The sequence below is a fragment of the Nonomuraea spiralis genome, from assembly GCF_014648435.1.
Taxonomy (GTDB): Bacteria; Actinomycetota; Actinomycetes; order Streptosporangiales; family Streptosporangiaceae; genus Nonomuraea; species Nonomuraea spiralis.
In genome coordinates this window covers 24534-50047 of the sequence record NZ_BMRC01000014.1, presented here as the reverse complement: position 1 = coordinate 50047, position 25514 = coordinate 24534, and the positions used below count along the sequence as shown (strand labels likewise).

The following is a 25514-nucleotide window of genomic DNA, read 5'->3' as shown; positions in this document are numbered from 1 at the left end:
CTGGGTCAGCCGCAGGTGGTACGCATGGTCAGGGCCGCCTCCTCCAGCGAGAACGCGACCTTGACCGAGCCCAGCTCGCCCGTGTCGCGCACGTGCGTGCCGCCGCACGGGATCGACACCTCGCCCTCGGGCAGCGAGCAGTGCCAGGTGCGCAGCGCGGTCAGCCCGGGGCCCGGCACGTCGATCCGGACCGCCGCCTTGGCCGCCACCCACGACTCAAGCCGCTCGTCCACCCGCCCGGCCAGCTCGGTCAGGTCGAGGTCGTCGGCGGAGAACCCCTTCTTGCGCAGCGACTTGCCCAGCCGATAGACGTCCACGCTGCCGTGGGGCTGGATGTGCGAGGAGGTGATCGCCGTCTGGTCGAAGTCGGGATGGCCGAGCCGGTCCTGGCGCACCTCCTTGCGCCACCGGTCGGCGAGCGCCGCGTTGAGCGCCAGCGCGGCCAGGTGGCAGGCGGTGTGACCGGCCGAGAGCGCCGCTCGGTAACCGGCGTCCACCTCGAGGTCCACCTCGGTGCCGACGGGCAGCGGGGTGTCGGTGACGTGGACGACCAGCCACTCCCAGCCCTCGGTGCCCCGGCGGACCGGGATGGACTCGCCGACGAAGATCTCACCGTCGTTCGACTGGGCCCCTGTCACGCAGTCGACGACCGGCAGCTCCCCGATCGTGCCGCGGTCGGCGGGCTGGTCGGGCCAGGTGTGGTCGAGGGGATGGAACGGCGTCTCGGCGGTGACGAGGCCGTGCCGGTCCCCCACCGGCACGGCCCCGACAATCGGGGAACGGCCGCTGACGTGGCCGTCGGGAAAGGTGACGACAGTGGATCTCACCTGGTCATTGTGGCAGGCCTGCGCTCGTCCTCCAGGTAGCGGTCACGGCCGGCGTACAGGCCGGTGAAGAGCTGGACGACGATCACGGCGAAGAGCAGGGCGTACGTCAGCTCCCAGCCGCCGGTCATCTGGTAGATCACCCCGACCAGGAGCGGACCGGCGCCGGCGATCAGATATCCGGCGCTCTGCCCGAAGGCCGACAGCGCGGCCGTGGACTCCGGCGTACGGGTGCGCAGCCCCAGCATCATCAGCGCCAGTGGGAACGACCCCATGCCGACCGCCACGAACACCACCCACACCATGGCGGTCGAGGCGGGCGCGAACCACAGCCCGAGGAAGCCGATCGTGTAGAACACGACCAGCCCCACGACGACCGGCCGCTGGTCGCGGAAGCGCGCGGCGATCGTGGGCACGAGGATCGAGACCGGGATGTTCAGCGCGGTGAACACACCGAGGATGAGCCCGGCCTGCCCGGTGGTGAACCCGCCGTCGGTGAGGATCGTGGCCAGCCAGCCGAACATGATGTAGGCGATCATCGACTGCGTCCCGAAGTAGATCGCGACCATCCAGGCGAGCCTGCTCCTGAGCAGGGTCGAGATGCCCGCGTCCCGGCTGCCCGTGTCCCGCTCCGGCTCACTGCGCAACAGCGCAAGCCACGGAATGGCGGCCACGGCGGCCAGGGCCGCCCACACGCCGAGCGCGATGTGCCAGTCCCCCGACGCACGCTCGATCGGCACGGTCGCGGCGGCGGCCAGCATGGTGCCCGCCGCCAGGGCCGTGGTGTAGACGGTGGTCATGATCCCGGTACGCCCGGGGAAGTGACGCTTGATCAGCGTCGGGATGAGCACGTTGCCGACGGCGCCGCCGGACAGCGCGACCGCGCTGCTCAGCAGGAACACCGGGGCCGACCCGACCAGCGATCTGACCAGCATGCCCGTGCCGAGCGTGACGAGGGCGAGCAGCAGCAGCCGGTGCTCGCCGATCCGCCGGGCCAGCGTGGGTGTGAGGGCGCCGACGCCGGCGAAGGCCAGCACGGGCAACGTGGTGAGCAGTCCGGTGCCGACGCTGCTCATGCCGAGCGCCCCGGCGAGCTGGTCGAGCAGGGGGCCGACGCTGGTGACGGCCGTACGAAGGTTCAGCGCGGCCAGAACGATCCCCAGCACGAGAAGCCAGGCAAGGGGGGCCGTTCTGCCTCGGGTCTCTTGGGCGTACACGCTCATGCTGGGAAGGTCCTCCACTCATCAAATCATGGGACGAATCACCACCTTAACAGGACCGTAATGTCCCTTTATTCCTGGATATGAGAAAGCCCCCGGGGCGGGGGCTTGATGATCTCAGGGGGAGACGGCCGCCCTACAGGACCGGGGCCGGGCCCTCCGGGGGCTGGTTGCGCGGGGGCACCGGGCCGGGAGGCGGAAGGGCACCGCCGGGCCGGAAATCCTCGCCGCCGCGCGACTCGATGAACGACTTGAAGCGTTCCATGTCGTTCCTGATGCGCAGCCGGACGATCTGCAGGGCATCGCCGACGGTCTCGACGACGCCCTCGGGGTCGTACTCCATCCGGAGGGTGACCTTGGTGGTGGCCTCGTCGATGCGGTGGAAGGTGACGACGCCCGCGTGGTGCGGCGAGTCCGTGCCGCGCCAGGCGACGCGCTCGTCGGGGTGCTGCTCGGTGATCTCGGCCTGGAACTCACGCCGGACCCCGGCGATCTCCACCACCCACTCGGTGAGCGTGTCGGAGACCTGTTTGACGGACTCCACGCCTTCCATGAACTCGGGGAAACTCTCGAACTGGGTCCACTGGTTGTAGGCCACTCGGATCGGGACGCTGACGTCCACTGAGTGCTCGATCGTACTCATGGGGTCCGCCACTGCCCGCGCGCCGGACGTTAACGCCTGCGCAGCAGCCAGTAGAGGCCCACGAAAGGCAGGACGAGGGGGATGAACAGGTAACCCTTGCCGTACGTCGACCACACGGTCGCGTCGGGGAAGGCGGCCGGATCGACGAGGCTCAGGGTGCCGATCACCAGCACTCCGGCCAGCTCGATGACGAGCGCGCCGAGCGCGAGGCGGCGGGCGCCGCGCGCCAGGGCGACGGTGAGCACGATGTAGACCAGCGCGGCGAAGGCCGACAACGAGTAGGCGAGCGGCGCCTCGTCGAACCTGGTGGCGATCTGCACGGCCGCCCGCGCCCCCGCCGCCAGCGAGAACAGCCCGTAGACGGCGACCAGCGCGCGCCCGGGACCGGTGCCGATCGGGGCGGTCACGCCACGCCCTGCCAGATCTGCAGCAGCCGCGCGTTCATCACCGCGATCGCGAACCCGGCCACGACCAGGATCGCCGTGCCCCAGCGGCTGCGCTCGGCCAGCGCGAGGAACACCCCGGCGGGCGGGATCAGCACCTGGCCGCCGATGTAGCCGAACAGCGTGACCTTCTCCGGCGGCCCCTCGCCGCCGGCCACCGCCGCGATCACGAACCCGGCCTGCACCAGGATCGCCACCTCCAGCACGGCGAAGCCGACCAGCAGGACCATGCCCATAGGCCGGTTACGGACGGCGACGACCAGGCTCGCCAGCATGAGCAGCAGTGAGCCGACGATGACGATCGTGGAGACGGTGGTGTTCATCGGGAGACAGGTTAGCGCCCGGGCAGGTCGCCCTCGATTCCGTCCAGCACCCACGACAGGCCGCGCTCGAAATTGTCGTCGGCGCCCGGCACACCCTGCTCGATCATCGGCGCCAGCCTGGGGAACTCGCCCCCCTCGATCAGCTCCCTGATGTACGGCTCGGCCACGGCCGCCCGCTCGGCGTCGTTGATGCCGCCCTGCCGGGGCTGCCCCCGCTCCAGCGCCTCCCTGACCACGAACCCGGTCATGTAGTCGTTGAACGCCGCCAGGTAACGCCAGACCCGCAGCCGGTCGGCCCCGAGTCCGTCGAAGGCGGACAACTTCTGCTCGACGTGCCGCAGGCCGTTGGGCCCGACGGCGACGCCCTGGGAGATCAGCTCGACCCGCCAGGGATGGCGGCGCACGACCTCGCGCTCGCGCCTGGCCAGCAGCAGCAGCGCCGCGCGCCAGTCGCCGGGCAGCGGCTCCTCGACCAGCACCTCGGCCGCGATCTCGTCGGCCATCAGGGCGAGCAGGTCCTCCTTGCGCTCGATGTAGGAGTACAGCGTCATCGTGCGGGCGCCCAGCTCGGCGGCCACCCGCCGGATCGAGACCGCGCCCAGCCCCTCGGCGTCGGCCAGCTCGACCGCCGCGGCCACGACCGCCTCCCTGCTCAGCGCCGGACGCCGGGGAGGCACGGGACGCGACCACACGGAACTCATGCCCCGATGCTACACCGTACGAAAATGCTACGCTGTACGACATGCGATACGGTGTACGAAACTCCTTTCGAGCGACGGGCCTGGTCGTGCTGCTGGGCGTGGTCATGACGATGCTCGACACCACGATCGTCAACGTCGCACTCGGCACCCTGTCCCGCGACTTCGGCGCGACCCCCGCCACCATGCAATGGGTCGTGACCGGCTACCTGCTGGCCCTGGCGATGACCGTGCCGGTCACCGGCTGGGCGGTCGGCCGCTTCGGCGCGCGCCGGGTCTGGCTGGTCTCGCTCGTGCTGTTCGCGGCCGGGTCGGCGCTCGCCGCCGCCTCCTGGTCGATCGGCAGCCTGATCGCCTTCCGCGCACTCCAGGGGCTGGGCGGCGGCCTGCTCCTGCCTGTGGGGCAGACGATGCTGGCCCAGGCGGCGGGCCGGGAGCGGATGGGCCGCGCGATGGCGATGATCTCCGTACCCGCGATGCTGGCGCCCGTCCTCGGGCCGGTGCTCGGCGGGGCGATCGTGGAGGGGCTCGGCTGGCGCTGGATGTTCCTGGTGAACCTGCCGGTCGGGGCGGCGGCGCTGGTGGCCGCGCTGGTGCTGGTGCCGCACGAGCCGGGCGCGGCCCCCAGGCGGCTCGACGTGACCGGGCTCGCGCTGCTCTCCCCCGGCCTGGCCGCCCTCGTCCACGGCCTGGGCGAGGTGGGCGACGGCGCCTCCCTGCTGCGTCCGGCGCTGTGGGTGGGCCTGGCGCTGGTGGCCGCGTTCGCGGTGCGGGCGCTGCGGCGGCCGGACGGCCTGGTGGACCTGCGGCTGTTCGGCAACCGCACGTTCACCTCGGCGGTGGTCGCGATGGTCTGCTACTCGGCGGCGATGTTCGGCGTGACCGTGCTCGTACCGCTCTACAGCCAGCTCGCCGAGGGCGGCGGCGCGCTGGACGCCGGGCTGCTGCTGGCGCCCATGGGGGTCGGCGCGGCGATCACCATGCCCCTGGCGGGCAGGCTCACCGACAGCAGGGGGCCGCGCGGCGTCGGCGCGGCGGGCGTGCTCGTCGCCGTGCTCGGGATCGCGGCGTTCGCGCTCTTCGGCGGGTTCGTGCCGGTGTTCGTGCTGGGGCTGGGGCACGGACTGGTGGCGACGTCGGTGATGGCGGCGGCGTTCACCACGCTGGAGCGCGCCGCCGTCCCGGCCGCGACGGTGCTGAGCACGATCGCCGTACGCCTGGCCGCGCCGTTCGGCGTCGCGCTGCTGACCGTGGTGTTGCAGGTGGTCACCAGGGCGGGGGTGGAGCGGCCGTTCGCGTACGCGTTCGGCTGCGCGGTCGTGCTGGCGGCCGTCTCGTTGGTGCCGATCGCGCTCATAGGATCGGGTACGTGCAGAGAATCCTCGTCAGCGCCTGCCTGATGGGCCGCCGGGTCCGCTACGACGGCGGCGCGAAGACCAGCGCCGACGCCGTGCTCGCGGGCTGGCGGGAGGAGGGGCGGCTGGTGGTGGTCTGTCCCGAGGTGACGGGCGGGCTGCCCGTCCCGCGTCCGGCGGCCGAGATCGAGGGCGGCGCGGGCGGGGCGGCCGTGCTCTCCGGCGCCGCGCGCGTGCTGGCGAGCGACGGGTCCGACGTGACGGCCGAGTTCGTGGCGGGCGCGCGGGCCGCGCTGGAGACCGCGCGATCGGCCGGGATCCGGCTGGCCGTGCTCAAGGAGGGCAGCCCTTCGTGCGGGGCGCTGGCGGTCTACGACGGCACGTTCGGCGGCCGGCGGGTGGCCGGCCGGGGGGTGACCACCGCCCTGCTCGAAGCGCACGGCATCCGCGTGTTCAGCGAGGAGCAGATCCCCGGCGCGGCCGACTATCTGCGCGACCTGGAGGCGTAGAAGGCGGCGGCCAGGCCCCCGGCCAGCAGGATCGCCATCGTGTCGTGGAACCAGGTGGTCAGGGCCGTGGCCGCCGACGGCCGCAGGGCCAGCGCCAGGATCCCGATCAGCACGCCGCCCAGCGCTCCGGCGTGGGCGCGGATCAGGCCGTCCCACGCCCACGGGCGGCGGGTCAGCGCGCCGTAGCCGCCGGCGAGCAGGCCCACGGCGCACAGCGTCTCGACGATCACCGCGGGCACGATGGCTGGCTGGGTCAACGGGCCGGCCGGCGTGCCCGCGTGCAGCAGCGCGGCCCCGAAGAAGATCAGCGCGTAGACCAGCGAGAGCACGCCGAGGGCTTTGCGCAGTGCGTCCATGGGGTCAACGCTCGCATCGCGGCGGGCCGGCGTAATCGTCCTCAGGGAGACGGCCGCGGTACGCCGCCTGGGGTAGCCAGCATGCGCCGGACGATCCGGATCACCTCGTCGATCGTCACCTTGGCGTCCACGTCGGACTCGCAGGCCGCCACCTCGCGCCCGGCCTCGCCCATCACCGTGGTCAGCAGGACGACGAGCACGTGGCTCGCCGGCGTGTCCGCGAGGCCGAGCAGGCGTTTGTTGCCGCCGATCCACTCCCAGCCGCGCTGCCTGCGCAACGTCGTGAACTCGGCCGGGCCGTCGTTCTCCAGGAACAGCCGGGCCACGTCGCGCTGCTCCCACGAGCCTTCCAGATAGGCGCGGGCACCGGCCAGGAAACGTTCCTCACCCGCGCCCGCGGTGGCCTTGGCCGCCCGGGAGGTACGTTCCTCCTGGTCGCGCATGAACTGCTCCCAAAGGGCGAGGAACAGACCCGGTTTGCCGCCGAAATGGTGATACAGGCTGCCCACACTGATGCCCGACGTCTCGACGATGTCGGCGACCGTGGCCTCGGCGTACCCCTTGGCCAGGAAGACCTCGCGGGCCGCGCGCAGCAGCGTGTCACGGGTGCCGCTGGAACGCCCCCAGCCTCGATTCTTCACCCGGTCATTATGTACGGTCCGCCGGGATTGAACGGGAAATCGAACTGGCCTGATCAGCCGGAAACTTTTTCACATTCCCGGGAGTCGTACAGGGTGCAGGGGGCCCGATTCATTTCGAAACGGGGAAAGGATTCGGCGACAATGACTGTCGACCTGAACAACGCACAACCTCTGGCCTGGGAATCGGCCAAGCTCGACGCGGACACCAAGGAGATGCTGGACAATCTCCAGCCCAACATTCTCCGCGCCCACGTGCGCGAGCACCTGTCCGTGCTGTTCGTCAGGTTCAACGACGTCGCCGCGGGAAAGGCGTTCCTCCGGCACATCGCCGTCACAAGGATGAAGTCGGCGCGCAGGCACCTTCAGGAGGTGCGCGAGTTCGCCGCGAACGGCCGGGGCGGCACCCCGTACGTCGGCGTCGGCATCAGCAAGGCCGGCTACCGCGACCTCGGCCACTCGGTCGAGGACGTGCGCAAGTTCGGCGACAAGGTGTTCCGCGACGGCATGAAGCGGCGCATCGCCGAGGTGAACGACCCGCCGGTGGACGAATGGGAGCCCACCTACCAGCGGGAGATCCACGCCGTCATCCTCATCGGCGACGCCCGGCGCGAGCGCGTCGAGGAGCTGCGTGAGGAGATCCTGGGCGAGCTGCCCGCCAGCGCGCGGCTGCTCGGCGAGGAGACCGGCGCCGGCATTCACAACCCGGCCGGCGAGGGCATCGAGCACTTCGGGTACGTGGACGGCCGCAGCCAGCCGCTGTTCGTGAAGGACGAGGTGGACAAGGAGCCGAAGGAGCACTGGGACCCCGCCTTCCCGCTCTCCAACATCCTGGTCGCCGACCCCTTCGCGCCGCACCCCGAGCGGCATTTCGGCAGCTACCTGGTCTTCAGGAAGCTGGAGCAGAACGTCCGGGCGTTCAAGGAGATCGAGCAGGACCTGGCCGACAACCTCGGCCTGGTCGGCGCCGACCGCGACCGGGCGGGCGCCATGCTCATCGGCCGCTTCAAGGACGGCACCCCGGTCACGCTCAAGCCGAAGCCGGGCGGGGGCCCGGTGTCCAACGACTTCACCTTCGACGACGATTCGGGCGCGAAGTGCCCCTTCAGCGGGCACATCAGGAAGACGAACCCGCGCTCGTTCGGCCGCGAGGTCCTCATGGCCCGCCGGGGCCAGACGTACGGGGAACGCGCGGACGACCCGTGGGACGACTCCCCGCCCCACACCCGCCCGAGCGGTGAGGTCGGCCTGCTGTTCATGGCGTTCAACAGCAGCCTGCTCGCCCAGTTCGAGTTCACCCAGCAGAGCTGGGCGAACAACGCGGACTTCCAGAACCCGGCGACCGGCCACGACCCGGTCATCGGACAGGGGGCCCGCGACGTCAAGGTGACCTGGCCGAAGGTCTGGGGCCGCGACGAGCAGTCGGGCCCGCAGGCCCAGGTCGCCCAGACGATCACGATGAAGGGCGGCGAGTACTTCTTCGCCCCCTCGCTGGCCTACCTCCGCAACCTGTAGGCCGCCCGGCGGGGGCGGCACGCCCGCCCCCGCCGGCCGCCTCACGGGGGCGCGGCCCCGGGCGTGATCAGGGCAGGGTTCTAAGATCGGATCTCCGGGGGGAGATCTGACGATGTTGCGGGCGTTCTTCAAGACCGAGGCGGGCGGCACGAGCGTGCTGCTCGTGGCCACCGTCCTGGCCATGGTCTGGGCCAACTCGCCATGGGCCGACACCTACGAGGCGTTCTGGCACCTGCCCATGGGCCTGTCGTTCGGCGACGCGCAGTTCTCCCTCGACCTGCGCCACTGGGTCAACGACGGCCTCATGACCGTGTTCTTCTTCCTGATCGGCCTGGAGGTCTCCTACGAGGTGCGGCTCGGGCAGCTCAGGGACCGCCGGCTGATCGCCGTGCCGGCCGTGGCCGCCTTCGGCGGGATGCTCGTGCCCGCCGGCGTCTACCTCGCGCTCAACTTCGGCGGGCCGGGCGCGGGCGGGTGGGGCGTGCCCATCGCCACCGACACCGCGTTCGTGCTGGGCGTCCTGGCCGTCGTGGGCGCGCGCTGCCCCGATCCGCTGCGGGCGTTCCTGCTGACGCTGGCCATCGTGGACGACGTGCTGGCCATCATGATCATCGCGATCTTCTACACGGCCAGCCTCCAGGTCACCGCGCTCGTCGTGGCCGCCGTGCTGCTGGCGGCCATCGTGCTGCTGCGCTGGCTGAAGATCTGGCGGGCGCCGGCGTACATCGCGCTCGGGTTCGGGTTGTGGGTCGCGACGCTGGAGAGCGGCATCCATCCGACGCTCGTCGGCATCGCGCTCGGCATCCTCGTCTTCGTCTACGCCCCCAGCGACCAGAAGCTGCTGCTGGCGGGCGAGGCCGTCCAGGAGTTCACCACCGAGCCGAGCGCGCGGGCGGCCAGGGAGGCCACCCGGCGGGTGCAGCGTGCCGTCTCGGTCAACGAACGGCTCCAGCTCCGCCTGCATCCCTGGAGCAGCTACGTGATCGTGCCGGTGTTCGCGCTGGCCAACGCCGGAGTGCGGCTCGACGAAGAGTCCCTGCGGGCGGCGATGACCTCACCGGTCACGCTCGGCGTCGTACTGGGGCTGCTGATCGGGAAGTTCGCCGGGATCTCGCTCGGCACGTGGCTGCCCCTGCGGTTCGGGTGGGGCATCCTGCCCGGCAACCTGGTGTGGGGCCAGTTGCTGGGCGGCGCGGCGGTCTCGGGGATCGGGTTCACGGTCGCGCTGTTCATCGTCGACCTGGCCTTCGAGGACCCGGCCATCCACAGCCAGGCGAAGATCGGCATCCTGGCCGGGTCGCTGCTGTCCGCCGCGCTGGGCTGGGTGATCTTCCGGCTGGCCTGGGACCGGGGCGGCGTCTGCGCGCCGCCCGAGGCCGAGCCCGACGAGGAGCTGCCCGACGTGCTGTCCGTCCCGGTCGGTCCGGACGACCACGTACGGGGTCCGGCCTCGGCGAAGGTGACGATCGTCGAGTACGGCGACTTCGAGTGCCCGTACTGCGGACGGCTGCACCCGATCCTGGAGGAGATCCTGCGAAAGAACCCGGACGTACGCCTGATCTTCCGGCATTTCCCGATCCGTACGTTGCATCCCCGGGCCACGTCCGCCGCGATCGTCTCCGAGGCCGCCGCCGACCAGGGCCGCTTCTGGGAGATGCACGCCATCCTCTACGACAACCAGCGTTTCCTCACCGACGCCGACCTCGAACACTACGCCGCCGAACTCGACGTCTCCCCCTGGGAGGACGTGGCCGGGCACACCTCCCGCATCGCGCTCGACGAGGCGTCCGGCAAGGAGAGCGGCGTACGCGGCACCCCCACCCTGTTCCTGAACGGCCGCCGCTACAAGGGCGGCCTGGATCTGCAGTCGATCAGCCGCGCGGTGGAAGAACTGCGCGGATCCCCGTAACGTCGCCCGAGTCCCCTTCTGGCTGGAGTCTCCCCATGAGTTCAGTGTCCGTGTCCGTGCTCACGAGCCTTCTCCCCGGCATCCTGATCGCCCTGGTGCTCGTCGTGGGCATCGTCCTGATCGGGATGAACCGGCGGCACATCGGCCGCGCGGCCACTCTCGGGATGTCGGGCTGCGGCCTGCTCCTGCTCGCCACGCTGTTCAACCTCGTGCTGAGCCTGCTGACGGCTTCTCTGTACGACTCGTTCGGCCCCCGGCTGATGGGCATCCTGCCGATCCTGTACCTCGTATCCTCGCTCGTGCACCTGGCCGGCACCGGACTGCTGATCTGGGCCGTCATCGCCCGTCGCGCCGGGTCCCCGCAGGCCCAGCACGTCCAGCACGTCCAGCACGTCCAGCCGCAGGGGACCGGCTGGCAGCAGCCCTACCAGCAGCCCGGCCCCCAGCCTGGGCAGCCCGGCCAGCCTGGGCAGCCTGGGCAGCAGCCGGGGTGGCAGGCGCCGCCGCAGCCCCCGTACGGCGGCGGCCAGAGCGGTTACTGAGCCTCAGCACGTCTGGACGGCGAATCACCGGCAAGTATGACAATGTCGGCGTAACCCACCTCCAGCGCCACGTCTGAGGGGATCATGAAGCGAGAGCCGCAGGAGCCGGATCCGAACCAGACAGTCAGACACCGCCTCCCCCATCCCGAGCAGCCTCCCCCGCCCCCGCAGGGTCCCCCGGAAGCGCCCTACACCCAGCGTCTGCCCTACACCCCGGACATGCTCCCCGACGTGCCCCTGTACGAGACCCGGCCGCCGCCGAAGTCGGCCTGGTGGTGGGTGGTCCTCGTGGGCGGGTTGTTGCTGCTGGTCGCGGCGGTGGCCGTGGCGACCGTCCTGTGGGTGCGCGGCCAGGCGTCATGAGGTCCGGGTGAAGTCCATCGTCCAGTTGGTCTCCCAGGTCTCGCCCTCATCCGCGGAGAAGGCCTGCTCCCACCGGGCGCGGTCGGCGCCGATGACGGTCCAGACGAACCGGCAGCGCACCGGCCGGCCCTCGTGGGTCTCCTCGCCGTGGAACTCTCCCCGGTCCCCGGTGAAGCCGCCCACCATCGGACGGGTGTCCAGCGTGCCGCTCGCGCTGCTGCCCCAGTAGATCGACCACTGCCGCGTCCCCGGGTGGTACACGCGTACGGTCAGCCCGTGCCGTCCCTTGGTCGGGAAGGTGATCTCGTCGAAGCTGGCCGCGCCGTCGAAGTGCCGGGTCGCGACCGACCGGCCGGGGAACTCGTCCCATTCGTCGCTGCCGGACAGCGGCTTGACGAGCCTGCGGTTCACGACGTCCCAGGTGCCGGCGAGGAAATCGAAGTCGTCCATGCGGGCGAACGTACGACGGGGTCACTGACATGTAGTGTCAGTGACCGTGCGCGCCTCCCGCCTGGTCTCGATCCTGCTGCTGCTCCAGACGCGCGGGCGCATGACGGCCCACGACCTGGCCCAACGCCTTGAGGTCTCCGTACGCACCATCTACCGCGACATGGAGTCCCTGCACACGGCCGGTATCCCGCTCTACGGCGACGCCGGGCCCAACGGCGGCTACCAGCTCCTCGACGGCTACCGCACCCGGCTCACCGGGCTGACCAGTGACGAGGCCGAGTCGTTGTTCCTGGCCGGGCTGCCGGGCCCGGCGGCCGAGCTCGGACTCGGCGCGGTCGTGACGGCCGCTCAGCTCAAGCTGATGGCCGCGCTCCCCGTCGAGCTGCGCGACCGCGCGGGCCGCATCCAGGAACGTTTCCATCTCGACGCGCCCTCCTGGTACCGGGACGCCGAACCGGTCACCTACCTGCCCGCGGTGGCCGACGCGGTGTGGAACGAGCGGCCCGTCCAGGTCAGGTACCGGCGGTGGAAGGCGCCGCAGGAGGTGGAACGGCTGCTGGAGCCGTACGGGCTGGTGGTGAAGGCGGGCCGCTGGTACCTGGTGGCGCGCTGCGGCGAGCACGTACGCACCTACCGCGTCTCCCAGATCCTCGACCTGCACGCCCTCCCCGGTACGTTCGACCGGCCCGAGGACTTCTCCCTGGCGGCGTACTGGCAGGGTTATCTCGCCGAGTTCGAGGCCCGGCTGCGGCGCGGCGAGGCGGTGGTCCGGCTGTCGCCGCGCGGTCTGGAACGCCTGCCCGACCTCATGACGCCCGGCGTCGCGGCGGCGGCGCGGGAGACCGCCGAGCCGCCGGACGCGGACGGCTGGACGCGGGTCACCGTGCCGATCGAGTCGGGCGAGCACGCGCTCGGCGAGTTCCTGCGGCTGGGGACCGACGTCGAGGTGTTGTCGCCCGCCTTCCTGCGCGAGGCGCTGGGCGCGACGGCTGCGGAACTGGCCCGCCGCTACGCCCTGCCCTCCGGCGACATCTCGCGGTAGGACCTCGGGCCGCCATGAGCGCCTGCCGGTCCGCGTCGAAACTTTCATCACCCATCCCGCTCCCCGCCCAGGTCAACCCGCCGCGGGCATCGAGGCCATTGTCAGCCCGAAAGTTTCTCTTCATACTCGCAATGTTTCAGGCGAACGAGAGGAACCCGATGAATCTGAGAGCTCGACTAGCAGGCGCCCTGATCGCCGTCGCCGCGCTCACCGTCGCGGGCCTGATCACGGCTCCCCCTGCCGCCTCCGCCCAGCTCACCGAGGTGACCGGCTTCGGCACGAACCCGACAGGGCTGCGCATGCACCTGTACGTCCCCGAAGGCGTCGGTGCCCGCCCGCCGCTGCTGGTCGCCGTGCACTACTGCACCGGCTCCGGCCCCGCCTTCTACTCCGGCACGGAGTTCGCCTCGCTCGCCGACCGCTACAAGTTCATCGTGATCTACCCCTCGGCGACCAGGAGCGGCGCCTGCTTCGACGTCTCCTCGCCGCAGGCGCTGAAGCACGACGGCGGCAGCGACCCGGTCGGCATCGTCTCCATGGTCAGGTACGTGCAGCAGCGCTACGCCGCCGACCCCGCCCGTACGTACGTGACCGGCGCCTCCTCCGGCGCCATGATGACGAACGTGTTGCTGGGCGACTATCCCGACGTGTTCAAGGCGGGGGCGGCGTTCATGGGCGTGCCGTTCGGCTGCTTCGCCACCACCGACGGGTCGAGCTGGAACAGCGCGTGCGCCAACGGCCAGCTCGTCAAGCCCCCGCAACAATGGGGTGACCTGGTACGCGCCGCCTACCCCGGCTACACCGGCGCCCGCCCGCGCATGCAGGTGTGGCACGGCACCGAGGACGCCACGCTGCGCTACCCGAACTTCCAGGAGGAGATCAAGCAGTGGACGAACGTCCACGGCCTGAGCCAGACCCCCACCCTCACCGACCAGCCCCAGCCCGGCTGGACCAGGACCAGGTACGGCAGCTCCGGAACGAGCACGCAGGTCGAGGCGGTCAGCGTCCAGGGCGTGGGACACAGCCTCCCGACCAGCGGAATGGCCGCCGCCGCGATCACCTTCCTCGGCCTGACCGCCACCTCCACCCCGACCCCAACCCCAACCCCGACCCCCACGCCCACGCCCACGCCCACGCCGACCACGAACCCGGGCGCCTGCCGCGTCTCCTACACGACGAACGCCTGGAACACCGGCCTCACCGCCGCCGTCACGATCACCAACACCGGCGCCACGGCCCTGCCCTCCTGGGCTCTGGGCTTCACGCTGCCCTCGGGTCAGACCGTCACCTCCGCGTGGAACGCCACGATCTCCCCCGCCGCCGGCCAGGTCACCGCCAGGAACGTCGCCTACAACGCCGCGATCGCCCCGGGCGCGTCGGTGTCGTTCGGCTTCCAGGCCACCCACACCGGCACCACCACCTCGCCCACCGCCTTCACCCTGAACGGCTCCCCCTGCACCTGACCGCCGTCCCACCGTCCCGCAGTCCTCGCAAGGGCCGAGCCTCGCTCGGCCCTTCGTGTACGCCCTCACGTTTGATTCCGCTTTGATTCCGCGCCGAAAGCGTGATCTGATCCCGGATGCGTCGCAGTGCACCCGGCCAAGAGACCGCCGTGGGCATGGAGGCGCCCGTGAGGCTCCCTGCGCGACCTGCGAACCCACTGCCTGACCTTCTGCTCGGCCCTCACCACCCACCACACGGGCGAGGACGACACGGCGTTCCCGGTGCTCGCCGCCGAGTTCCCCGACCTGCGTCCCGTCCTGGAGGAGCTACGCCGGGACCACGTCCAGGTGGCCGCCCTCATGCGCAGTCTGGAAACCCTGCTGAGCGACGACAGCCCGCCCGACCGTGACGTACGAACCGAGCTGGACACCCTGTCGGCCCTGCTCGAATCCCACTTCACCTACGAGGAGAAGCGCATAGCCACCGCCCTCGACTCCCTACCCCCCTCAACCTGGACCACCCCCACCTTCCTGAACCCCTGACCACCCCTGACCACCCCTCACCACGCCACCCAACTCTCCCCAGCCCTCACCCCGAGCACCCCCACCCCCCCAGCCCCACTTCCACCCCACTCCCCCGAGCCCTCCCTCACTGCCCCCGAGCCCCCACTCCCGAGCACGTGGAGGCCGCCTTCCCCCTCAGTCGTCCACAGGCCTGAGCCCGCCGGCCTCCCTCATCCACAGAACACGTTTCGGCCCCTCCCCGCACCACCCCCGCCCGGCATCCTCGTGCCCACCACAGCACCCGAAAGAGGAGCCGAGATGCCCGGAGGCCCGCCCACACTGGGTTTCAGCCTGATCATCTACGCCACGGTAGGCCTGGTCACCATGGTCGCCCTCAAGCTGCGAGGCCGCAGATGAGCCACGCGACCCTCACGGTCATCGTCCCCGCCCACAACGAGGAGCACGGCCTCCCCGCCACCCTCCGCTCCCTGGCCGCCCAGACGACACCCCCCGAGAAGATCATCGTCGTGGACGACGCCTCCACCGACCGCACCGGCGAGGTGGCCGCCTCCTTCGACGGCGTCACCGTCCTCCGCCCGCCACACAACCTGGGCAGCAAGGCCAGAGCCCAGAACCACGCCCTCCCCCACTGCGACACCGACCTGATCCTGGCCGTCGACGCCGACACGGTCCTGGCCCCCGACTACATCGAAAGGATCAAACCCACCTTCGACGACCCCAAGGTGGGCGTGGCCGCCGGCAACGTCCAGACCCGCTTCGCCCGCACCCCCTGGGAACGCGGCCGATCCACCGAATACCTCTTCGGCTTCCACTGGCACCGTCCCATCCAGCAGCTCGCCGACAGCCCCATGGTCTGCTCAGGCTGCTGCTCGGTCTTCAGGCGCGACGTCCTGACGTCCTTCGGCGGCTTCCCCGAGCGCACGATCGTCGAAGACATGGACTTCACGTGGAGCCAGCAGGTGGCAGGCCGCAAGGCGGTCTACGTCCCCGACGCCGTGGCCTGGGCCGCCGACCCCGAAACCCTCACCTACCTACGCAAACAGGTGTGGCGCTGGATGGCGGGTTTCATGCAGAACGTCCGCCTCCACCTCCCCCGCCTTCTCACCCGCAAGCCCATGCTCGCCACCTGGGTCCTCATCGCCCTCCTGGAGATCCTGCTGGCTCCCCTGTGGTGGGCCACCCCGCTCTGGCTCGCCTTCGCCGCCCACGAGCCCATCGCCCGCACGATGGTCTGGTGGACCGGCGGCGAGCTCCTGCTCACCGTCCCCGTGCTCCTCCACGCGGCCAGACGCCGCCGTCTCCCCGCCGGCCGCGTCCTGCTCAACCTCCCGTTCGTCTACCTGAACAAGGCGGTCAACCTCTACTACGCCTGGAAGGCCCTGATCGTGGAACTCGTCCTGGTCCCCCTCCGCCTGTCCCAGGGCCTCACCGTCTATGAGAAGGGCCGCTGAAACCGTGCGGCGGAACAGGCGGCCCGTGGATCCGCCGCCAGGCCATGGCTCAAGGGATTGCTCAGGGGATGAGGCTGACGTCGGGGTGACGGGGGTCGGGCGCGTCGAAGAGCCGGGTGGGCTTGTCGTTCAGGTGCAGGTCGAAGAAGGCCGCAATGTACGCCCGCTGCGCCGAGACGGACCGCGCGGGGTCGATCGTGCCGACGAAATCGGCCACGGGCACCTTCGGCAGCTTGGTCGCGATCTGCGGCAACATCGCCTGGAGGTCGGTGAACGAGCCGTGCGCCGCGCCCGCGAAGCGCAACTCCCGCTTCCACCCGGTGGAGGCGTCCCAGAAGGACTTCCACGTGGGTTCGTTCGCTCGCGTGTGTGCCTGGGCCGCGACCTGCATGAACGGCTTGGCGACACCCGTCTTCGCCACCGGACCGGTGTAGGAGCCGTCGAGATTGACCCCGGCGTCCACACGCGGGTCGTCGTGGGCGAGCTGCGCGGCCACCGACCCGCCGAGCGACTGGCCGAGCGCTCCCACGCGGGTCAGGTCGGGCGCGCCGCGCAGCCCTGCGGGCAACCGTCCGGCGTCCTCACCGAGGTCACGGCCGCGCCCCAGCTCGGCGATCCGGTCCAGGACGTACCGCATGTCCGCGAGGCGGGCCCGGGAATGCCGCGCCAGCAGCTTGGCGATGACCTGCGGGGTCAGCTTGTCCGGCAGGGGCAGGGCCCGCACCACCCGGCCGCCCGGGAACTCCACCTGGTCGGCCTCGTACGTGAAGTCCACGGTCACGACCAGATAGCCACGGGCGGCCAGGTCCTCGACCAGGGCCGTGCCGAGCGAACGCGGGCCGCCGTCCCCCGAGCCGAAGAGCACGACCGGCAGCTTTCCCGCCCGAGGGTCCACCGGCGCGCCGACACGAGCATGCGTACGGGTGGCGGCCCAGTCCACCGCACCCTTCGGGATGCCCATGGGCGGCCCGGAGTGGCGATCCCAGTCAGCCGCGGCCAGGGGCGCCATCTGCGGAGCGATGACCGAAGCCTGACCGGCGTCCTTCGCCGGATACCACAGGCTGACCATCATCTCCCGATAGGGCTTCGACGTCAGCAGAGGATCCCGCCGCGAACGATCCACCAGCCGCACAGCAACCGTACCGACGGCATACGTCCCGGCCGGCGGAGGAAGAGTAACCGTGAGCCGCTCCGCAGCCGACACACCCCGAACAGCCACAGGCGCGGCGTGCCCGACACCACCCATTGTCGGCGCGGAAGGGGTGAGCGCGGGATGGGTGAGCGTGGCGGGGGCTGCGGCCACGGCCAACGCCAGCCCGGCGACGGCCCCGACGATCACGGTCGAGAAGGGCATGTGAAACTCCTTGCGCGATGCGGATTGTTGTCTGCCGAAGAGGCTGTCGTCACAACACCCGCCTGAGCCAGCGGCATACGTCTGATCCACGCGTAAGACTTCTGTCTCATGTGCCCGGAAGTTCCTCCTCAAGGAGGATGGGGCGCGGACCAGCAGGCCAACTAGGGTGACCGGCATGAAAGCGGGTGACCAGCATGGAAACAACTGACCGCCTGGTCTCCGCCCTCGGAGCACTGGCTCGCCGGTCGCCCGTGCCCGCCGACGCGCTGCTGGCGACCGTACTGTTCCTCGCCACGCTCGGCCCCGGCCAGGTGCTGGCGAGTGGCCGACCGGAGCGGCTGGTGCTTCAGGCCGCCCTGGTGGCCCCTTTGGCGTGGCGGCGGCGCGCACCTATGACGGTGTTCTGCGCGATCGCCGCGGCGGCCGCGATCCAGTGGCTCCTCGACGTGCAGCTTCCCGCCGACGCAGCGCTGCTGGTGGCTCTCTACACGGTCGCCGCGCGCCGCTCCTGGCGGTGGTCGCTGGCGGCCGGGCTCACGCTGGAGGCAGGGGTGCTGCTGGCCGCCGTACGGTGGGCGCCCCCCGGCCGATTCCCGTTCACGGCGGCCACGCTGACCACGATGGCCGCCGCCGCTCTCACCACCGGCCTGTGGATGCGTGCCAGGCGTGCGTACGTCACCTCGCTGGAACACGATCGCGAGCAGCGGGCGCGGCTCGCCGTGGCCGAGGAACGCGCCCGGATGACCCGGGACGTGCACGACATCGTCACCCACAACCTGTCGGTCATGGTGGCACTGGCCGACAGCGCGGCATACGTCCGGCACCGCGCGCCTGACCGGGCGGCCGCCGCCGTCGAACAGATCGCGGCCACAGGACGGCAGGCCCTGGCCGACATGCGCCGCACCCTCGACCCCGGCGAACAGGCGAGCACCTTACGTCCCGCGCCCGGGATCGCCCAGCTCGGCCCGCTGACCGAGAGGATGCGCGCCGCCGGACTGCCGACCCGCCTGGAACTGACCGGCGACCCGAAGCCCGTCCCCGCCGCCGCCCAGCTGACCATCTACCGCCTGACCCAGGAATCCCTGACGAACGTACTCAAACACGCCCCCGGCGCCACAGCCAAGGTCAAGATCCACCTGACCCGACAACACGCCACCCTGGAAATCACCAACACACCAAGCACCCCCAGGAGACTCCCCCACCCCGAACCCCCACCAACCACCACCCCAGAACACCTCCACCCCGGACGCCCATCAAGCAACCCTCCGAGAAGAGGCCAGACCGCACCGAGCACCCCCTCGGGCCGGGGCCTGGCCGGGATGAGTGAGCGCGTCGCCGCCTACGGCGGAACCCTCCACGCCGGCCCCCTCCCCGACACCGGCTGGCGCGTGGCGGCCAACCTCAACCTCACCGACACCCTCGCCGTCACCCCCGACACCAACCTCGGTGACGACTTCGCCAACGCACCCGCCGATGCCCTCTCCGACACACCCACCGACGACCCCGTTGACGACTTCGATGCCGACCTCGATGGCGACATCACCGACGTCCCCCAAGGCGACTCCCACGGCACCCCCGGCAACCACCTCACGAGCAGAAACAGAGCATGAAGAAGATCCGGCTCCTGCTGGCCGACGACGAGTCGCTCCTGCGTATGGCCTTCCGCATGGTGTTCGAAGCAGAGCCCGACATGGAAGTGGCCGGCGAAGCGGCCGACGGCGACGAGGCCGCCCGGATGGCCCGCCTCCTCCGCCCCGACGTCATCCTGATGGACGTACGCATGCCCGGCCTCGACGGCGTAGCCGCCACCCGCAGAATCGTCAGAGATTCCCCTCATTCGCGGGTGCTCATCCTGACCACCTTCGACCTGGACGAGTACGCCTTCGCCGGCCTGAAGGCCGGAGCCTCCGGTTTCCTGCCGAAGAACACACGCCCCGAAGACCTGCTGACCGCGATCCGCAACGTCGCGGCTGGCGACGCCGCCCTCTCCCCGCGCATCGCACGCCGCCTGCTGGAGAAGTTCGCCCCCCAACTCATGCCCGCCCCGTCCGAACGCGACGAACGACTGGAGGAGCTGACCACCCGCGAACGCGAGGTCCTGATCCAGGTGGGCCGCGGCCTGTCCAACGCCGAGGTGGCCACGGCCATGCACCTGGCGGAAGGCACCGTCAAGACGCACCTCAGCCGCGTCCTCCTGAAGCTGGGCCTACGTGACCGCGCCCAGGTCGTGGTCTTCGCCTACGAAACCGGCCTCATCCGCCCGACACCCCCTTACGCCCCCTGACGCGCGCCCCACCGGCGACCGGAGACCGGGGATCCAGGGCCGGGGGCGAGGGCCAGGGCCCCAGGGGTCGAGGGTCGAGGGCCGGGAGTGGGCCGGGGGCCGGGGGCCGGGGGCCGGGAGTGGGGCCGGGGGCGAGCGGGCGCATGCCCACCTTCCTGAGCCGTGGGACGCGCGGACGCGACTGCCCACACCCCCAAAGCCGGGGAAGCCCGGTTACCCGCCCACTCTCCTGACCCGGAGCACGAAAAAGCCCTCCGCATCCGAACGGACGTGGAGGGCCAAAAGGGGTGGAGCTATGGGGATTCGAACCCCAGACCTCCTCCATGCCATGGAGGCGCGCTACCAACTGCGCCATAGCCCCTGGTCACCGCTACGAGTCCACCCGTTGCGGCGCTCCGAGAGCATATAGCCATCCGCGCCCTTTCACCTAATCGCCCGAACACCGCCACCACTCCCCCTACGCCCGAGCCCGAGTCCTAGCCCGCGCCACCAGCACGGCCAGCGCGTCGAGCTGCCCGCGAAGCCCGAACTCGAAGACGGATTCCAGATCGAGGTCCACCTCGGGCCGCGTGACCACCTTGGCCAGCGTGGGAAAGGCCCCGGAGGCAAACAGCTCCGCCATTTCCGCCTCGTGCTCGCTCAGCCACTCGTCGTCGGTCACCCCGGTCTCGGCACGCGCCTGAATCTCCGCCTCCAGAGCGACGGCGGTGCCGCGGATGAGGTTCACGAGGGACACAACGGCGTGCAACATCGTGTTGGTGTCGAGGCCGAGCCCGTCGAGGGCGCGCAGCAGACGATCGGTGTGGGCCATGCCGTTGCGTACGAGCCGGGGCCTGCTCAACGAGACCGCCTGTGCCAGCCACGGATGACGGCGGTGCACCCGCCACAGCCACCTGAGCTCCAGCTCAAGCTGAGGACGCCACCCACGCGGCGGCTGCCCGGCCGGCGGCTCCTCGCCGTAGACGGCGTCGGTCATGAGGTGGACGAGTTCGTCCTTGCCGGCCACGTGCCGGTACAGGGACATGGCCGAGGCGTCCAGCTCGGCGGCGAGGCGGCGCATGGACACGGCGGCCAGCCCCTCCCCGTCGGCGATCCTGACGGCCTCCCGTACGATGCGCTGCCTGGTGAGGTCCTGCGCCGCCCGGCGCGCGGGCCCTGCGACGACTGTGCCCACGCCCGGCACGGCCCGCGTGAGCCCCTCCTCGCGCAGCCTGCCGAGGGCCTTGGTCGCGGTGGCCATCGCCACGCCCCACTCCCGGATGATCTGCCGGGTCGAGGGCACCTGATCCCCCGGCGCCAGCTCCCCGGCCGCGATGCGGTCGCGCAGGTCCGCCACGATCCGCAGATAGACGGGTCGCTCCACGGCCATCCTTTCCCGAGCACTAGTGCACCGGTCACCACCGGCCCGGCCGCACCTGCCGACCGCACTAGTGCGCTCGCCACCCTGTTGCCTGCTCCGAAAACCTGAGCCTACGGTACGCGTACAACGTACAGAGCGCACTAGCAACAGGGCGCATCAGCACAGGGAGGCCACCGTGAAGGCCGTACTCATCTCGGGCGGCGGCGTCGCCGGGCCCACGCTCGCCCACTGGCTGGCCCGCAACGGGTTCCGGCCGACCATTGTCGAACGCGCTCCCAGCCTTCGCACCGGCGGCCAGGCCGTCGACTTCCGCGGCGCCCCGCAACTGGAGGTCCTGGACCGCATGGGCGTGCTCGACGCGGTCAGAGCGGCATGTACGGGCATGGGCGACATCGCCATCGTCGACAGCGGCGGCAGACGCCTGGCCAGGCTGCCGTCGGAGGTGTTCAGCGGCGAGGTGGAGATCCTGCGCGGCGACCTGAGCCGCATCCTGAACGACGCCGCCCCCGCCGAACGCCTCTTCGGCGACTCGATCACCTCCCTCACCGAACGGCCCGAGGGCGTGCACGTGACCTTCGAAAAGGCCGCGCCCCGCACGTTCGACCTGGTGGTGGGCGCGGACGGCATCCGCAGCAAGGTACGCGAGCTGACCTTCCCAGCCACCCCACTGCACCACCTGGGATTCCACAGCGCGGTCTTCACGGTCCCCGGCACGTACGGGCTGGAACACGACGGGCTGGAACACGACGGGCTGATGTACAACGTGCCAGGCCGCTGCGCCACAGTCGTGCGGACGGGCGGCCGGACCAGAGCCGCGCTCGACTTCGCCACGCCCCCACTCGACCGCGACCACCTCGACCACCTCGACCACCTCGACCACGCGACGCAGCGAGCCTTGGTCGCGGAGGCGTTCCGGGGAGTGGGCTGGCAAGTCCCGTCCCTGCTCGCCGCCATGGAGGAGGCCGAGGACTTCTACCTCTGGCCGGCCGCCCAGGTCGTCCTGCCCCGGCTGTCGTCCGGCCGGGTGGCGCTGGTCGGCGACGCCGGGTACGCCCCCGGCCCCGGCGGCATGGGCACGGGCCTCGGGATGATCGGCGCGTACGTGCTGGCCGGAGAGCTGGCCGCGGCCCCCGACGACCACAGGGCCGCCTTCGCCGCCTACGAGCGGCGGATGCGGCCGTACGTCGAGGTGTGCCAGAAGCAGGCCAAAGGCGCCGACAAATACCTCGTGCCGGGCAGACGATCACAGATCTGGCGGCGGAACCAGCTCATGCGCATGTTGCCGTACCTGCCGGGCAAAAGCCTGATCAAACGGATGACGGAGAAGGCTGCGAGCGCCGTCACCTTGCCGGACCACACCCGGCCGGACGCTCGCCGCCCCGCGCAGCCGGCCTGAGCCGGGCCGGCTACACCTCCGCGTCGGGCCGGTCGTCGCTGCTGATGGGCTCGGGAAGGGTGCCGGCGTTGTGTTCGAGCAGCCGCCAGCCCTTGCGACCCTCCTGCAGCACCGACCAGGAGCAGTTGCCGAGGCCGCCCAGCGCGGGCCACAGCTCCTCGGGCAGGCCGAGCAGCTCGCAGATGCCGAGACGCAGCGCGGCGCCGTGCGAGGCGACGACCAGGAGCCCGTCCTCGTCGAGCCGGGCCGCCCACTTGCGCATGGCGGACGCCACCCGGGCCGCGACCTCGCCGACGGGTTCGCCGTCGGGGGCCTCCCAGGCGACGTACTCCTCGGGCCAGCGCGCGGCGATCTCGTCGCGCGTCAGCCCTTCCCACTGGCCGCCGCCGCGTTCGCGGAAGTGTTTGTCGACGGAGACGTCCAGCCCGACGAGCCGTCCGAGCGACAGGGCCGTGTCATGGGCGCGCTGGAGGTCGGAGGAGACGATGAGGGTGGGCCGCAGCGAGGCCAGCAGCGAGGCCGCCCTGGCCGCCTGCGCGACGCCGGTCTCGTCGAGCGGGATGTCGGAGTGGCCCTGGAATCGGTGCTCCACGTTCCACAGGGTCTGTCCGTGGCGGAGGCAGACGATCCGCCTGCTCAACTGCGGGCCCGCTGCATGTTGGCGAGCATGACGCTCTCCGGCAGCCCGATGACCGGGCAGTCCTTCCACAGGCGCTCGAGCGCGTAGAACGTACGGTCTTCCTCGTGCTGGACGTGCACGACGATGTCGATGTAGTCGAGCAACACCCAGCGGCCCTCGCGCTCGCCCTCGCGGCGCACGGGCTTGGCGTCGGCCTCGGTGCGCAGCCGGTCTTCGATCTCGTCGACGATGGCGCGGACCTGGCGGTCGTTCGTGGCGGAGCAGAGCAGGAAGGCGTCGGTGATGACGAGCTGCTCGCTGACGTCATAAGCGAGGATGTCATCGGCCAGCTTGTCGGCCGCGGCTTCCGCGGCTATCTGAACGAGCTGGACGGATCTGTCGGATGCGGTCACGATGCGGGTCTGTCCTCCTGTGTCGGCAGCATGCCCATATATCGAGGGTACCCTTCCAGGCCGAAACCCCTCACCCACGGCACGGAGACCTTCACCCTTCCCCGTGATACAGCCCACGTTTGTTGATGTACTGCACGATTCCGTCGGGTACCAGATACCAGATCGGCTCCCCCTGGGCCACCCGCTGACGGCACTCCGACGAGGAAATGGCCAGCGCGGGAATTTCCAGGAGGGTCACCCTGCCCTCGGGCAGCCCGGGATCGTGCAACGTGTGCCCGGGACGGGTGCAACCCACGAAATGTGCCAGCTCGAACAGTTCGTCGGCGTCCTGCCAGCCGAGAATCGCACCGAGGGCGTCGGCACCGGTGATGAAGTACAACTCCACCTCCGGGCCGTAAATGTTGGAGATATCCCGCAAGGTGTCGATGGTAAAGGTGGGGCCGGGGCGGTCCACGTCAACCCTGCTCACCGAGAACCGGGGGTTGGAGGCCGTCGCGATGACCGTCATCAGATAGCGGTCCTCGGGCGCCGACACCTCGCGCCCTGACTTCTGGTACGGCCGCCCGGTCGGCACGAACACGACCTCGTCGAGATCGAAGTGATGGGCCACCTCGCTTGCTGCGACCAGGTGACCGTGGTGGATGGGATCGAACGTCCCGCCCATCACACCCACCCGTCGCTTCCCCTGGACACCAGGCGCGTTCATCATGCATCGGACCTTACGTGGGCGCGTACCCGAACATGATGGCACCCCCCTGGGTGATGTCCGCGCATCGCATCCGTTGCGGACGTAGCATGCCGGGCATGACGACCACCCCGGACCGCAACCGCGTCCAACTGCCCGGCATCTCGTCCCGTGCCTATGAACACCCCGCAGACCGGTCCGCCCTGGTCGCTCTGCGGAAGTTGAGTGGGTTCGACACTGTTCTCAAGCAGATGTCCGGTCTCATCAGTGAGCGCCGCCTTCGCCTGATGTACCTGGCGTCGTCCGTGCGCGTCAGCGAGACCCAGTTCCGCTCCCTGTACGACATGGGACGCGACGCCGCCTACGTCCTCGACCTGCACCGCATCCCGGAGATCTACGTCCAGCAGGACCCGCAGGTCCAGGCCAAGGCCATCGGCTTCGACGACCCGTTCATCGTCGTCACCACCGGCCTGCTCAACCTCATGGACGAGGAGGAGCAGCGCTTCGTCATCGGCCACGAGACCTCCCACATCCTGTCGGGTCACGCGGTCTACCGGACGATGCTCGACATCCTCACCCGCCTCGCCACGCGCGTCGCCTGGATCCCGCTCGGCTACATCGGGTTGCGCGCGATCGTCGCGGGCCTGGAAGAGTGGTATCGCAAGTCGGAGTTGTCCTCCGACCGCGGCGGCCTGCTGACCGGCCAGAACCCCGAGTCGGCCAAGCGCGCGCTGATGAAGCTCGCCGGCGGCGACTACACCCACGAGATGAACATCGAGGCGTTCCTGGAGCAGTACCAGGAGTACGACACCGCGGGCGACCTGCGTGACGGCTTCCTCAAGGTGCTCAACCTGCTCGGCACCACCCACCCGTTCGCCGTCGTACGCGTGGCCGAGCTCGACAAGTGGCAGCGCAGCGGCGAGTACGAGCGCATCATCGGCGGCGACTACCCGCGCCGCGAGGACGACGCCAACGCACGGGTGACCGAGGAGATCAAGGCCGCGGCCGAGTCCTACCGCGCCTCCTGGTCGCAGTCGCAGGACCCGTTCATCGGCGTGCTGCGCGACGTGGCCGAAGGGGCGGTGAACGCGGGCGAGCGCATCTTCAACCGCTTCTCCCGCCGCGACGGCGGCCAGGGCTGACCGGCCGACCGTC

28 protein-coding genes and 1 tRNA gene are annotated in these 25514 nt (G+C 70.7%); 14 read left to right on the top strand and 15 right to left on the bottom strand.

All coding sequences use genetic code 11. The annotated features are described in order from the left end of the window. Positions 1–5: 5 nt before the first annotated feature. The 6 genes from IEZ27_RS31020 to IEZ27_RS30995 all read right to left on the bottom strand — a co-directional run bounded on the left by IEZ27_RS31020 (position 6) and on the right by IEZ27_RS30995 (position 4154). Entirely contained in the window at positions 6–827 is an 822-nt protein-coding gene (locus IEZ27_RS31020) for an alanyl-tRNA editing protein (protein ID WP_189650493.1), read from the bottom strand. Then, complete coding sequence (locus IEZ27_RS31015) at positions 824–2047, bottom strand: CynX/NimT family MFS transporter (RefSeq protein WP_189650634.1); 1224 nt, start codon at positions 2045–2047, stop codon at positions 824–826. Before IEZ27_RS31015 ends, IEZ27_RS31020 begins: the two co-directional genes overlap by 4 nt. A 133-nt stretch (positions 2048–2180) precedes the next feature. Then, positions 2181–2687, bottom strand: coding sequence for an SRPBCC family protein (locus IEZ27_RS31010; protein WP_189650492.1), 507 nt, complete (start codon positions 2685–2687; stop codon positions 2181–2183). A gap of 29 nt (positions 2688–2716) precedes the next feature. Next, entirely contained in the window at positions 2717–3094 is a 378-nt protein-coding gene (locus tag IEZ27_RS31005) for a hypothetical protein (protein ID WP_189650491.1), read from the bottom strand. Beyond that, the gene (locus tag IEZ27_RS31000; protein WP_125639446.1) at positions 3091–3453 is read right to left on the bottom strand and encodes a hypothetical protein; all 363 of its coding nucleotides are present in this window, start codon (positions 3451–3453) and stop codon (positions 3091–3093) included. Before IEZ27_RS31000 ends, IEZ27_RS31005 begins: the two co-directional genes overlap by 4 nt. Before the next feature lie 11 nt (positions 3454–3464). Then, complete coding sequence (locus IEZ27_RS30995; protein WP_125639444.1) at positions 3465–4154, bottom strand: TetR/AcrR family transcriptional regulator C-terminal domain-containing protein; 690 nt, start codon at positions 4152–4154, stop codon at positions 3465–3467. 41 nt (positions 4155–4195) lie between these two features. Here IEZ27_RS30995 and IEZ27_RS30990 point away from each other — a divergent pair, with 41 nt between their 5' ends. Continuing rightward, a complete protein-coding gene (locus IEZ27_RS30990) occupies positions 4196–5551 on the top strand; it encodes a DHA2 family efflux MFS transporter permease subunit (protein ID WP_189650490.1) in 1356 nt (451 codons plus the stop codon). Then, positions 5521–6015: a DUF523 domain-containing protein gene (locus IEZ27_RS30985; protein ID WP_125639438.1), complete on the top strand. Its 495-nt coding sequence runs from the start codon at positions 5521–5523 to the stop codon at positions 6013–6015. The genes IEZ27_RS30990 and IEZ27_RS30985 overlap by 31 nt, the downstream gene beginning before the upstream one ends. Here the strand turns inward: IEZ27_RS30985 and IEZ27_RS30980 are convergent. Together IEZ27_RS30980 and IEZ27_RS30975 are read right to left on the bottom strand one after the other, a co-directional pair. Further along, positions 5991–6371: a hypothetical protein gene (locus tag IEZ27_RS30980; RefSeq protein WP_189650489.1), complete on the bottom strand. Its 381-nt coding sequence runs from the start codon at positions 6369–6371 to the stop codon at positions 5991–5993. The genes IEZ27_RS30985 and IEZ27_RS30980 overlap by 25 nt on opposite strands. A 41-nt stretch (positions 6372–6412) precedes the next feature. Beyond that, a complete protein-coding gene (locus IEZ27_RS30975) occupies positions 6413–7012 on the bottom strand; it encodes a TetR/AcrR family transcriptional regulator (RefSeq protein WP_189650488.1) in 600 nt (199 codons plus the stop codon). A gap of 141 nt (positions 7013–7153) precedes the next feature. Here IEZ27_RS30975 and IEZ27_RS30970 point away from each other — a divergent pair, with 141 nt between their 5' ends. The 4 genes from IEZ27_RS30970 (at position 7154) to IEZ27_RS30955 (ending at position 11338) form a co-directional block, all read left to right on the top strand. Then, positions 7154–8524, top strand: coding sequence for a Dyp-type peroxidase (locus tag IEZ27_RS30970; protein ID WP_189650487.1), 1371 nt, complete (start codon positions 7154–7156; stop codon positions 8522–8524). Between the two features lie 112 nt (positions 8525–8636). Beyond that, on the top strand, positions 8637–10433 hold the full coding sequence (nhaA, locus tag IEZ27_RS30965; protein ID WP_189650486.1) for a Na+/H+ antiporter NhaA: 1797 nt from the start codon (positions 8637–8639) through the stop codon (positions 10431–10433). Positions 10434–10468: 35 nt separating this feature from the next. Next, positions 10469–10975, top strand: coding sequence for a hypothetical protein (locus tag IEZ27_RS30960; protein ID WP_189650485.1), 507 nt, complete (start codon positions 10469–10471; stop codon positions 10973–10975). A 219-nt stretch (positions 10976–11194) separates the two neighbouring features. Further along, a complete protein-coding gene (locus IEZ27_RS30955; protein ID WP_185844941.1) occupies positions 11195–11338 on the top strand; it encodes a hypothetical protein in 144 nt (47 codons plus the stop codon). On the opposite strand, the gene IEZ27_RS30950 is transcribed toward IEZ27_RS30955, so the two are convergent. Continuing rightward, positions 11333–11788 (bottom strand): hypothetical protein, encoded by a 456-nt coding sequence (locus IEZ27_RS30950; RefSeq protein ID WP_189650484.1) that lies wholly within the window; start codon positions 11786–11788, stop codon positions 11333–11335. The genes IEZ27_RS30955 and IEZ27_RS30950 overlap by 6 nt on opposite strands. 46 nt (positions 11789–11834) lie before the next feature. On the opposite strand from IEZ27_RS30950, the gene IEZ27_RS30945 reads away from it, so the two are divergent. The 4 genes from IEZ27_RS30945 to IEZ27_RS30930 all read left to right on the top strand — a co-directional run bounded on the left by IEZ27_RS30945 (position 11835) and on the right by IEZ27_RS30930 (position 16248). Beyond that, complete coding sequence (locus IEZ27_RS30945) at positions 11835–12830, top strand: helix-turn-helix transcriptional regulator (protein WP_189650483.1); 996 nt, start codon at positions 11835–11837, stop codon at positions 12828–12830. Between the two features lie 158 nt (positions 12831–12988). Further along, positions 12989–14293, top strand: a complete 1305-nt coding sequence (locus tag IEZ27_RS30940; RefSeq protein ID WP_189650482.1) for an extracellular catalytic domain type 1 short-chain-length polyhydroxyalkanoate depolymerase — start codon at positions 12989–12991, stop codon at positions 14291–14293. Between the two features lie 177 nt (positions 14294–14470). Further along, complete coding sequence (locus IEZ27_RS55080) at positions 14471–14815, top strand: hemerythrin domain-containing protein (protein WP_189650633.1); 345 nt, start codon at positions 14471–14473, stop codon at positions 14813–14815. A 374-nt stretch (positions 14816–15189) separates the two neighbouring features. Continuing rightward, positions 15190–16248, top strand: a complete 1059-nt coding sequence (locus IEZ27_RS30930) for a glycosyltransferase family 2 protein (RefSeq protein ID WP_189650481.1) — start codon at positions 15190–15192, stop codon at positions 16246–16248. Positions 16249–16309: 61 nt separating this feature from the next. Here the strand turns inward: IEZ27_RS30930 and IEZ27_RS30925 are convergent, their stop codons facing one another. After that, positions 16310–17320, bottom strand: coding sequence for an alpha/beta hydrolase family protein (locus tag IEZ27_RS30925; protein WP_229824505.1), 1011 nt, complete (start codon positions 17318–17320; stop codon positions 16310–16312). A gap of 476 nt (positions 17321–17796) precedes the next feature. Here IEZ27_RS30925 and IEZ27_RS30920 point away from each other — a divergent pair, with 476 nt between their 5' ends. Continuing rightward, a complete protein-coding gene (locus IEZ27_RS30920) occupies positions 17797–19212 on the top strand; it encodes a sensor histidine kinase (RefSeq protein WP_229824504.1) in 1416 nt (471 codons plus the stop codon). After that, positions 19209–19886, top strand: coding sequence for a response regulator transcription factor (locus IEZ27_RS30915; protein ID WP_189650479.1), 678 nt, complete (start codon positions 19209–19211; stop codon positions 19884–19886). The genes IEZ27_RS30920 and IEZ27_RS30915 overlap by 4 nt, the downstream gene beginning before the upstream one ends. Positions 19887–20174: 288 nt before the next feature. Here IEZ27_RS30915 and IEZ27_RS30910 read toward each other — a convergent pair. Continuing rightward, positions 20175–20247: transfer RNA gene (locus IEZ27_RS30910), tRNA-Ala, on the bottom strand. Between the two features lie 96 nt (positions 20248–20343). Beyond that, positions 20344–21249 (bottom strand): TetR/AcrR family transcriptional regulator C-terminal domain-containing protein, encoded by a 906-nt coding sequence (locus IEZ27_RS30905; RefSeq protein WP_379478549.1) that lies wholly within the window; start codon positions 21247–21249, stop codon positions 20344–20346. Between the two features lie 172 nt (positions 21250–21421). On the opposite strand from IEZ27_RS30905, the gene IEZ27_RS30900 reads away from it, so the two are divergent. Continuing rightward, positions 21422–22642 carry an FAD-dependent monooxygenase gene (locus IEZ27_RS30900; protein WP_189650477.1) on the top strand — a complete coding sequence of 407 codons (1221 nt, stop codon included), beginning with the start codon at positions 21422–21424 and terminating at the stop codon, positions 22640–22642. A gap of 10 nt (positions 22643–22652) precedes the next feature. Here the strand turns inward: IEZ27_RS30900 and IEZ27_RS30895 are convergent, their stop codons facing one another. From IEZ27_RS30895 to nadD, 3 genes are all read right to left on the bottom strand, one after another. Continuing rightward, positions 22653–23282, bottom strand: coding sequence for a histidine phosphatase family protein (locus tag IEZ27_RS30895; RefSeq protein WP_125639392.1), 630 nt, complete (start codon positions 23280–23282; stop codon positions 22653–22655). Next, the gene (gene rsfS / locus IEZ27_RS30890) at positions 23279–23674 is read right to left on the bottom strand and encodes a ribosome silencing factor (protein ID WP_189650476.1); all 396 of its coding nucleotides are present in this window, start codon (positions 23672–23674) and stop codon (positions 23279–23281) included. The genes IEZ27_RS30895 and rsfS overlap by 4 nt, the downstream gene beginning before the upstream one ends. A 91-nt stretch (positions 23675–23765) precedes the next feature. Next, a complete protein-coding gene (gene nadD / locus IEZ27_RS30885) occupies positions 23766–24383 on the bottom strand; it encodes a nicotinate-nucleotide adenylyltransferase (protein ID WP_189650475.1) in 618 nt (205 codons plus the stop codon). Between the two features lie 86 nt (positions 24384–24469). On the opposite strand from nadD, the gene IEZ27_RS30880 reads away from it, so the two are divergent. Beyond that, positions 24470–25501 (top strand): M48 family metallopeptidase, encoded by a 1032-nt coding sequence (locus IEZ27_RS30880; protein ID WP_379478550.1) that lies wholly within the window; start codon positions 24470–24472, stop codon positions 25499–25501. Positions 25502–25514 lie beyond the last annotated feature (13 nt).

Bases quoted from the DNA above. Each gene is read 5' to 3' on its own strand.
- IEZ27_RS30950 (WP_189650484.1), bottom strand. From the start codon at position 11,788: ATGGACGACTTCGATTTCCTCGCCGGCACCTGGGACGTCGTGAACCGC.
- nadD (WP_189650475.1), bottom strand. From the start codon at position 24,383: ATGATGAACGCGCCTGGTGTCCAGGGGAAGCGACGGGTGGGTGTGATG.
- IEZ27_RS31015 (WP_189650634.1), bottom strand. From the start codon at position 2,047: ATGAGCGTGTACGCCCAAGAGACCCGAGGCAGAACGGCCCCCCTTGCC.
- IEZ27_RS30995 (WP_125639444.1), bottom strand. From the start codon at position 4,154: ATGAGTTCCGTGTGGTCGCGTCCCGTGCCTCCCCGGCGTCCGGCGCTG.
- IEZ27_RS30880 (WP_379478550.1), top strand. From the start codon at position 24,470: ATGCCGGGCATGACGACCACCCCGGACCGCAACCGCGTCCAACTGCCC.
- IEZ27_RS30915 (WP_189650479.1), top strand. From the start codon at position 19,209: ATGAAGAAGATCCGGCTCCTGCTGGCCGACGACGAGTCGCTCCTGCGT.
- IEZ27_RS30920 (WP_229824504.1), top strand. From the start codon at position 17,797: ATGGAAACAACTGACCGCCTGGTCTCCGCCCTCGGAGCACTGGCTCGC.
- IEZ27_RS30930 (WP_189650481.1), top strand. From the start codon at position 15,190: ATGAGCCACGCGACCCTCACGGTCATCGTCCCCGCCCACAACGAGGAG.
- IEZ27_RS30955 (WP_185844941.1), top strand. From the start codon at position 11,195: ATGCTCCCCGACGTGCCCCTGTACGAGACCCGGCCGCCGCCGAAGTCG.
- IEZ27_RS30925 (WP_229824505.1), bottom strand. From the start codon at position 17,320: ATGATGGTCAGCCTGTGGTATCCGGCGAAGGACGCCGGTCAGGCTTCG.
- IEZ27_RS31010 (WP_189650492.1), bottom strand. From the start codon at position 2,687: ATGAGTACGATCGAGCACTCAGTGGACGTCAGCGTCCCGATCCGAGTG.
- IEZ27_RS30940 (WP_189650482.1), top strand. From the start codon at position 12,989: ATGAATCTGAGAGCTCGACTAGCAGGCGCCCTGATCGCCGTCGCCGCG.
- IEZ27_RS30970 (WP_189650487.1), top strand. From the start codon at position 7,154: ATGACTGTCGACCTGAACAACGCACAACCTCTGGCCTGGGAATCGGCC.
- IEZ27_RS30960 (WP_189650485.1), top strand. From the start codon at position 10,469: ATGAGTTCAGTGTCCGTGTCCGTGCTCACGAGCCTTCTCCCCGGCATC.
- IEZ27_RS30980 (WP_189650489.1), bottom strand. From the start codon at position 6,371: ATGGACGCACTGCGCAAAGCCCTCGGCGTGCTCTCGCTGGTCTACGCG.
- IEZ27_RS31000 (WP_125639446.1), bottom strand. From the start codon at position 3,453: ATGAACACCACCGTCTCCACGATCGTCATCGTCGGCTCACTGCTGCTC.
- nhaA (WP_189650486.1), top strand. From the start codon at position 8,637: ATGTTGCGGGCGTTCTTCAAGACCGAGGCGGGCGGCACGAGCGTGCTG.
- IEZ27_RS30990 (WP_189650490.1), top strand. From the start codon at position 4,196: ATGCGATACGGTGTACGAAACTCCTTTCGAGCGACGGGCCTGGTCGTG.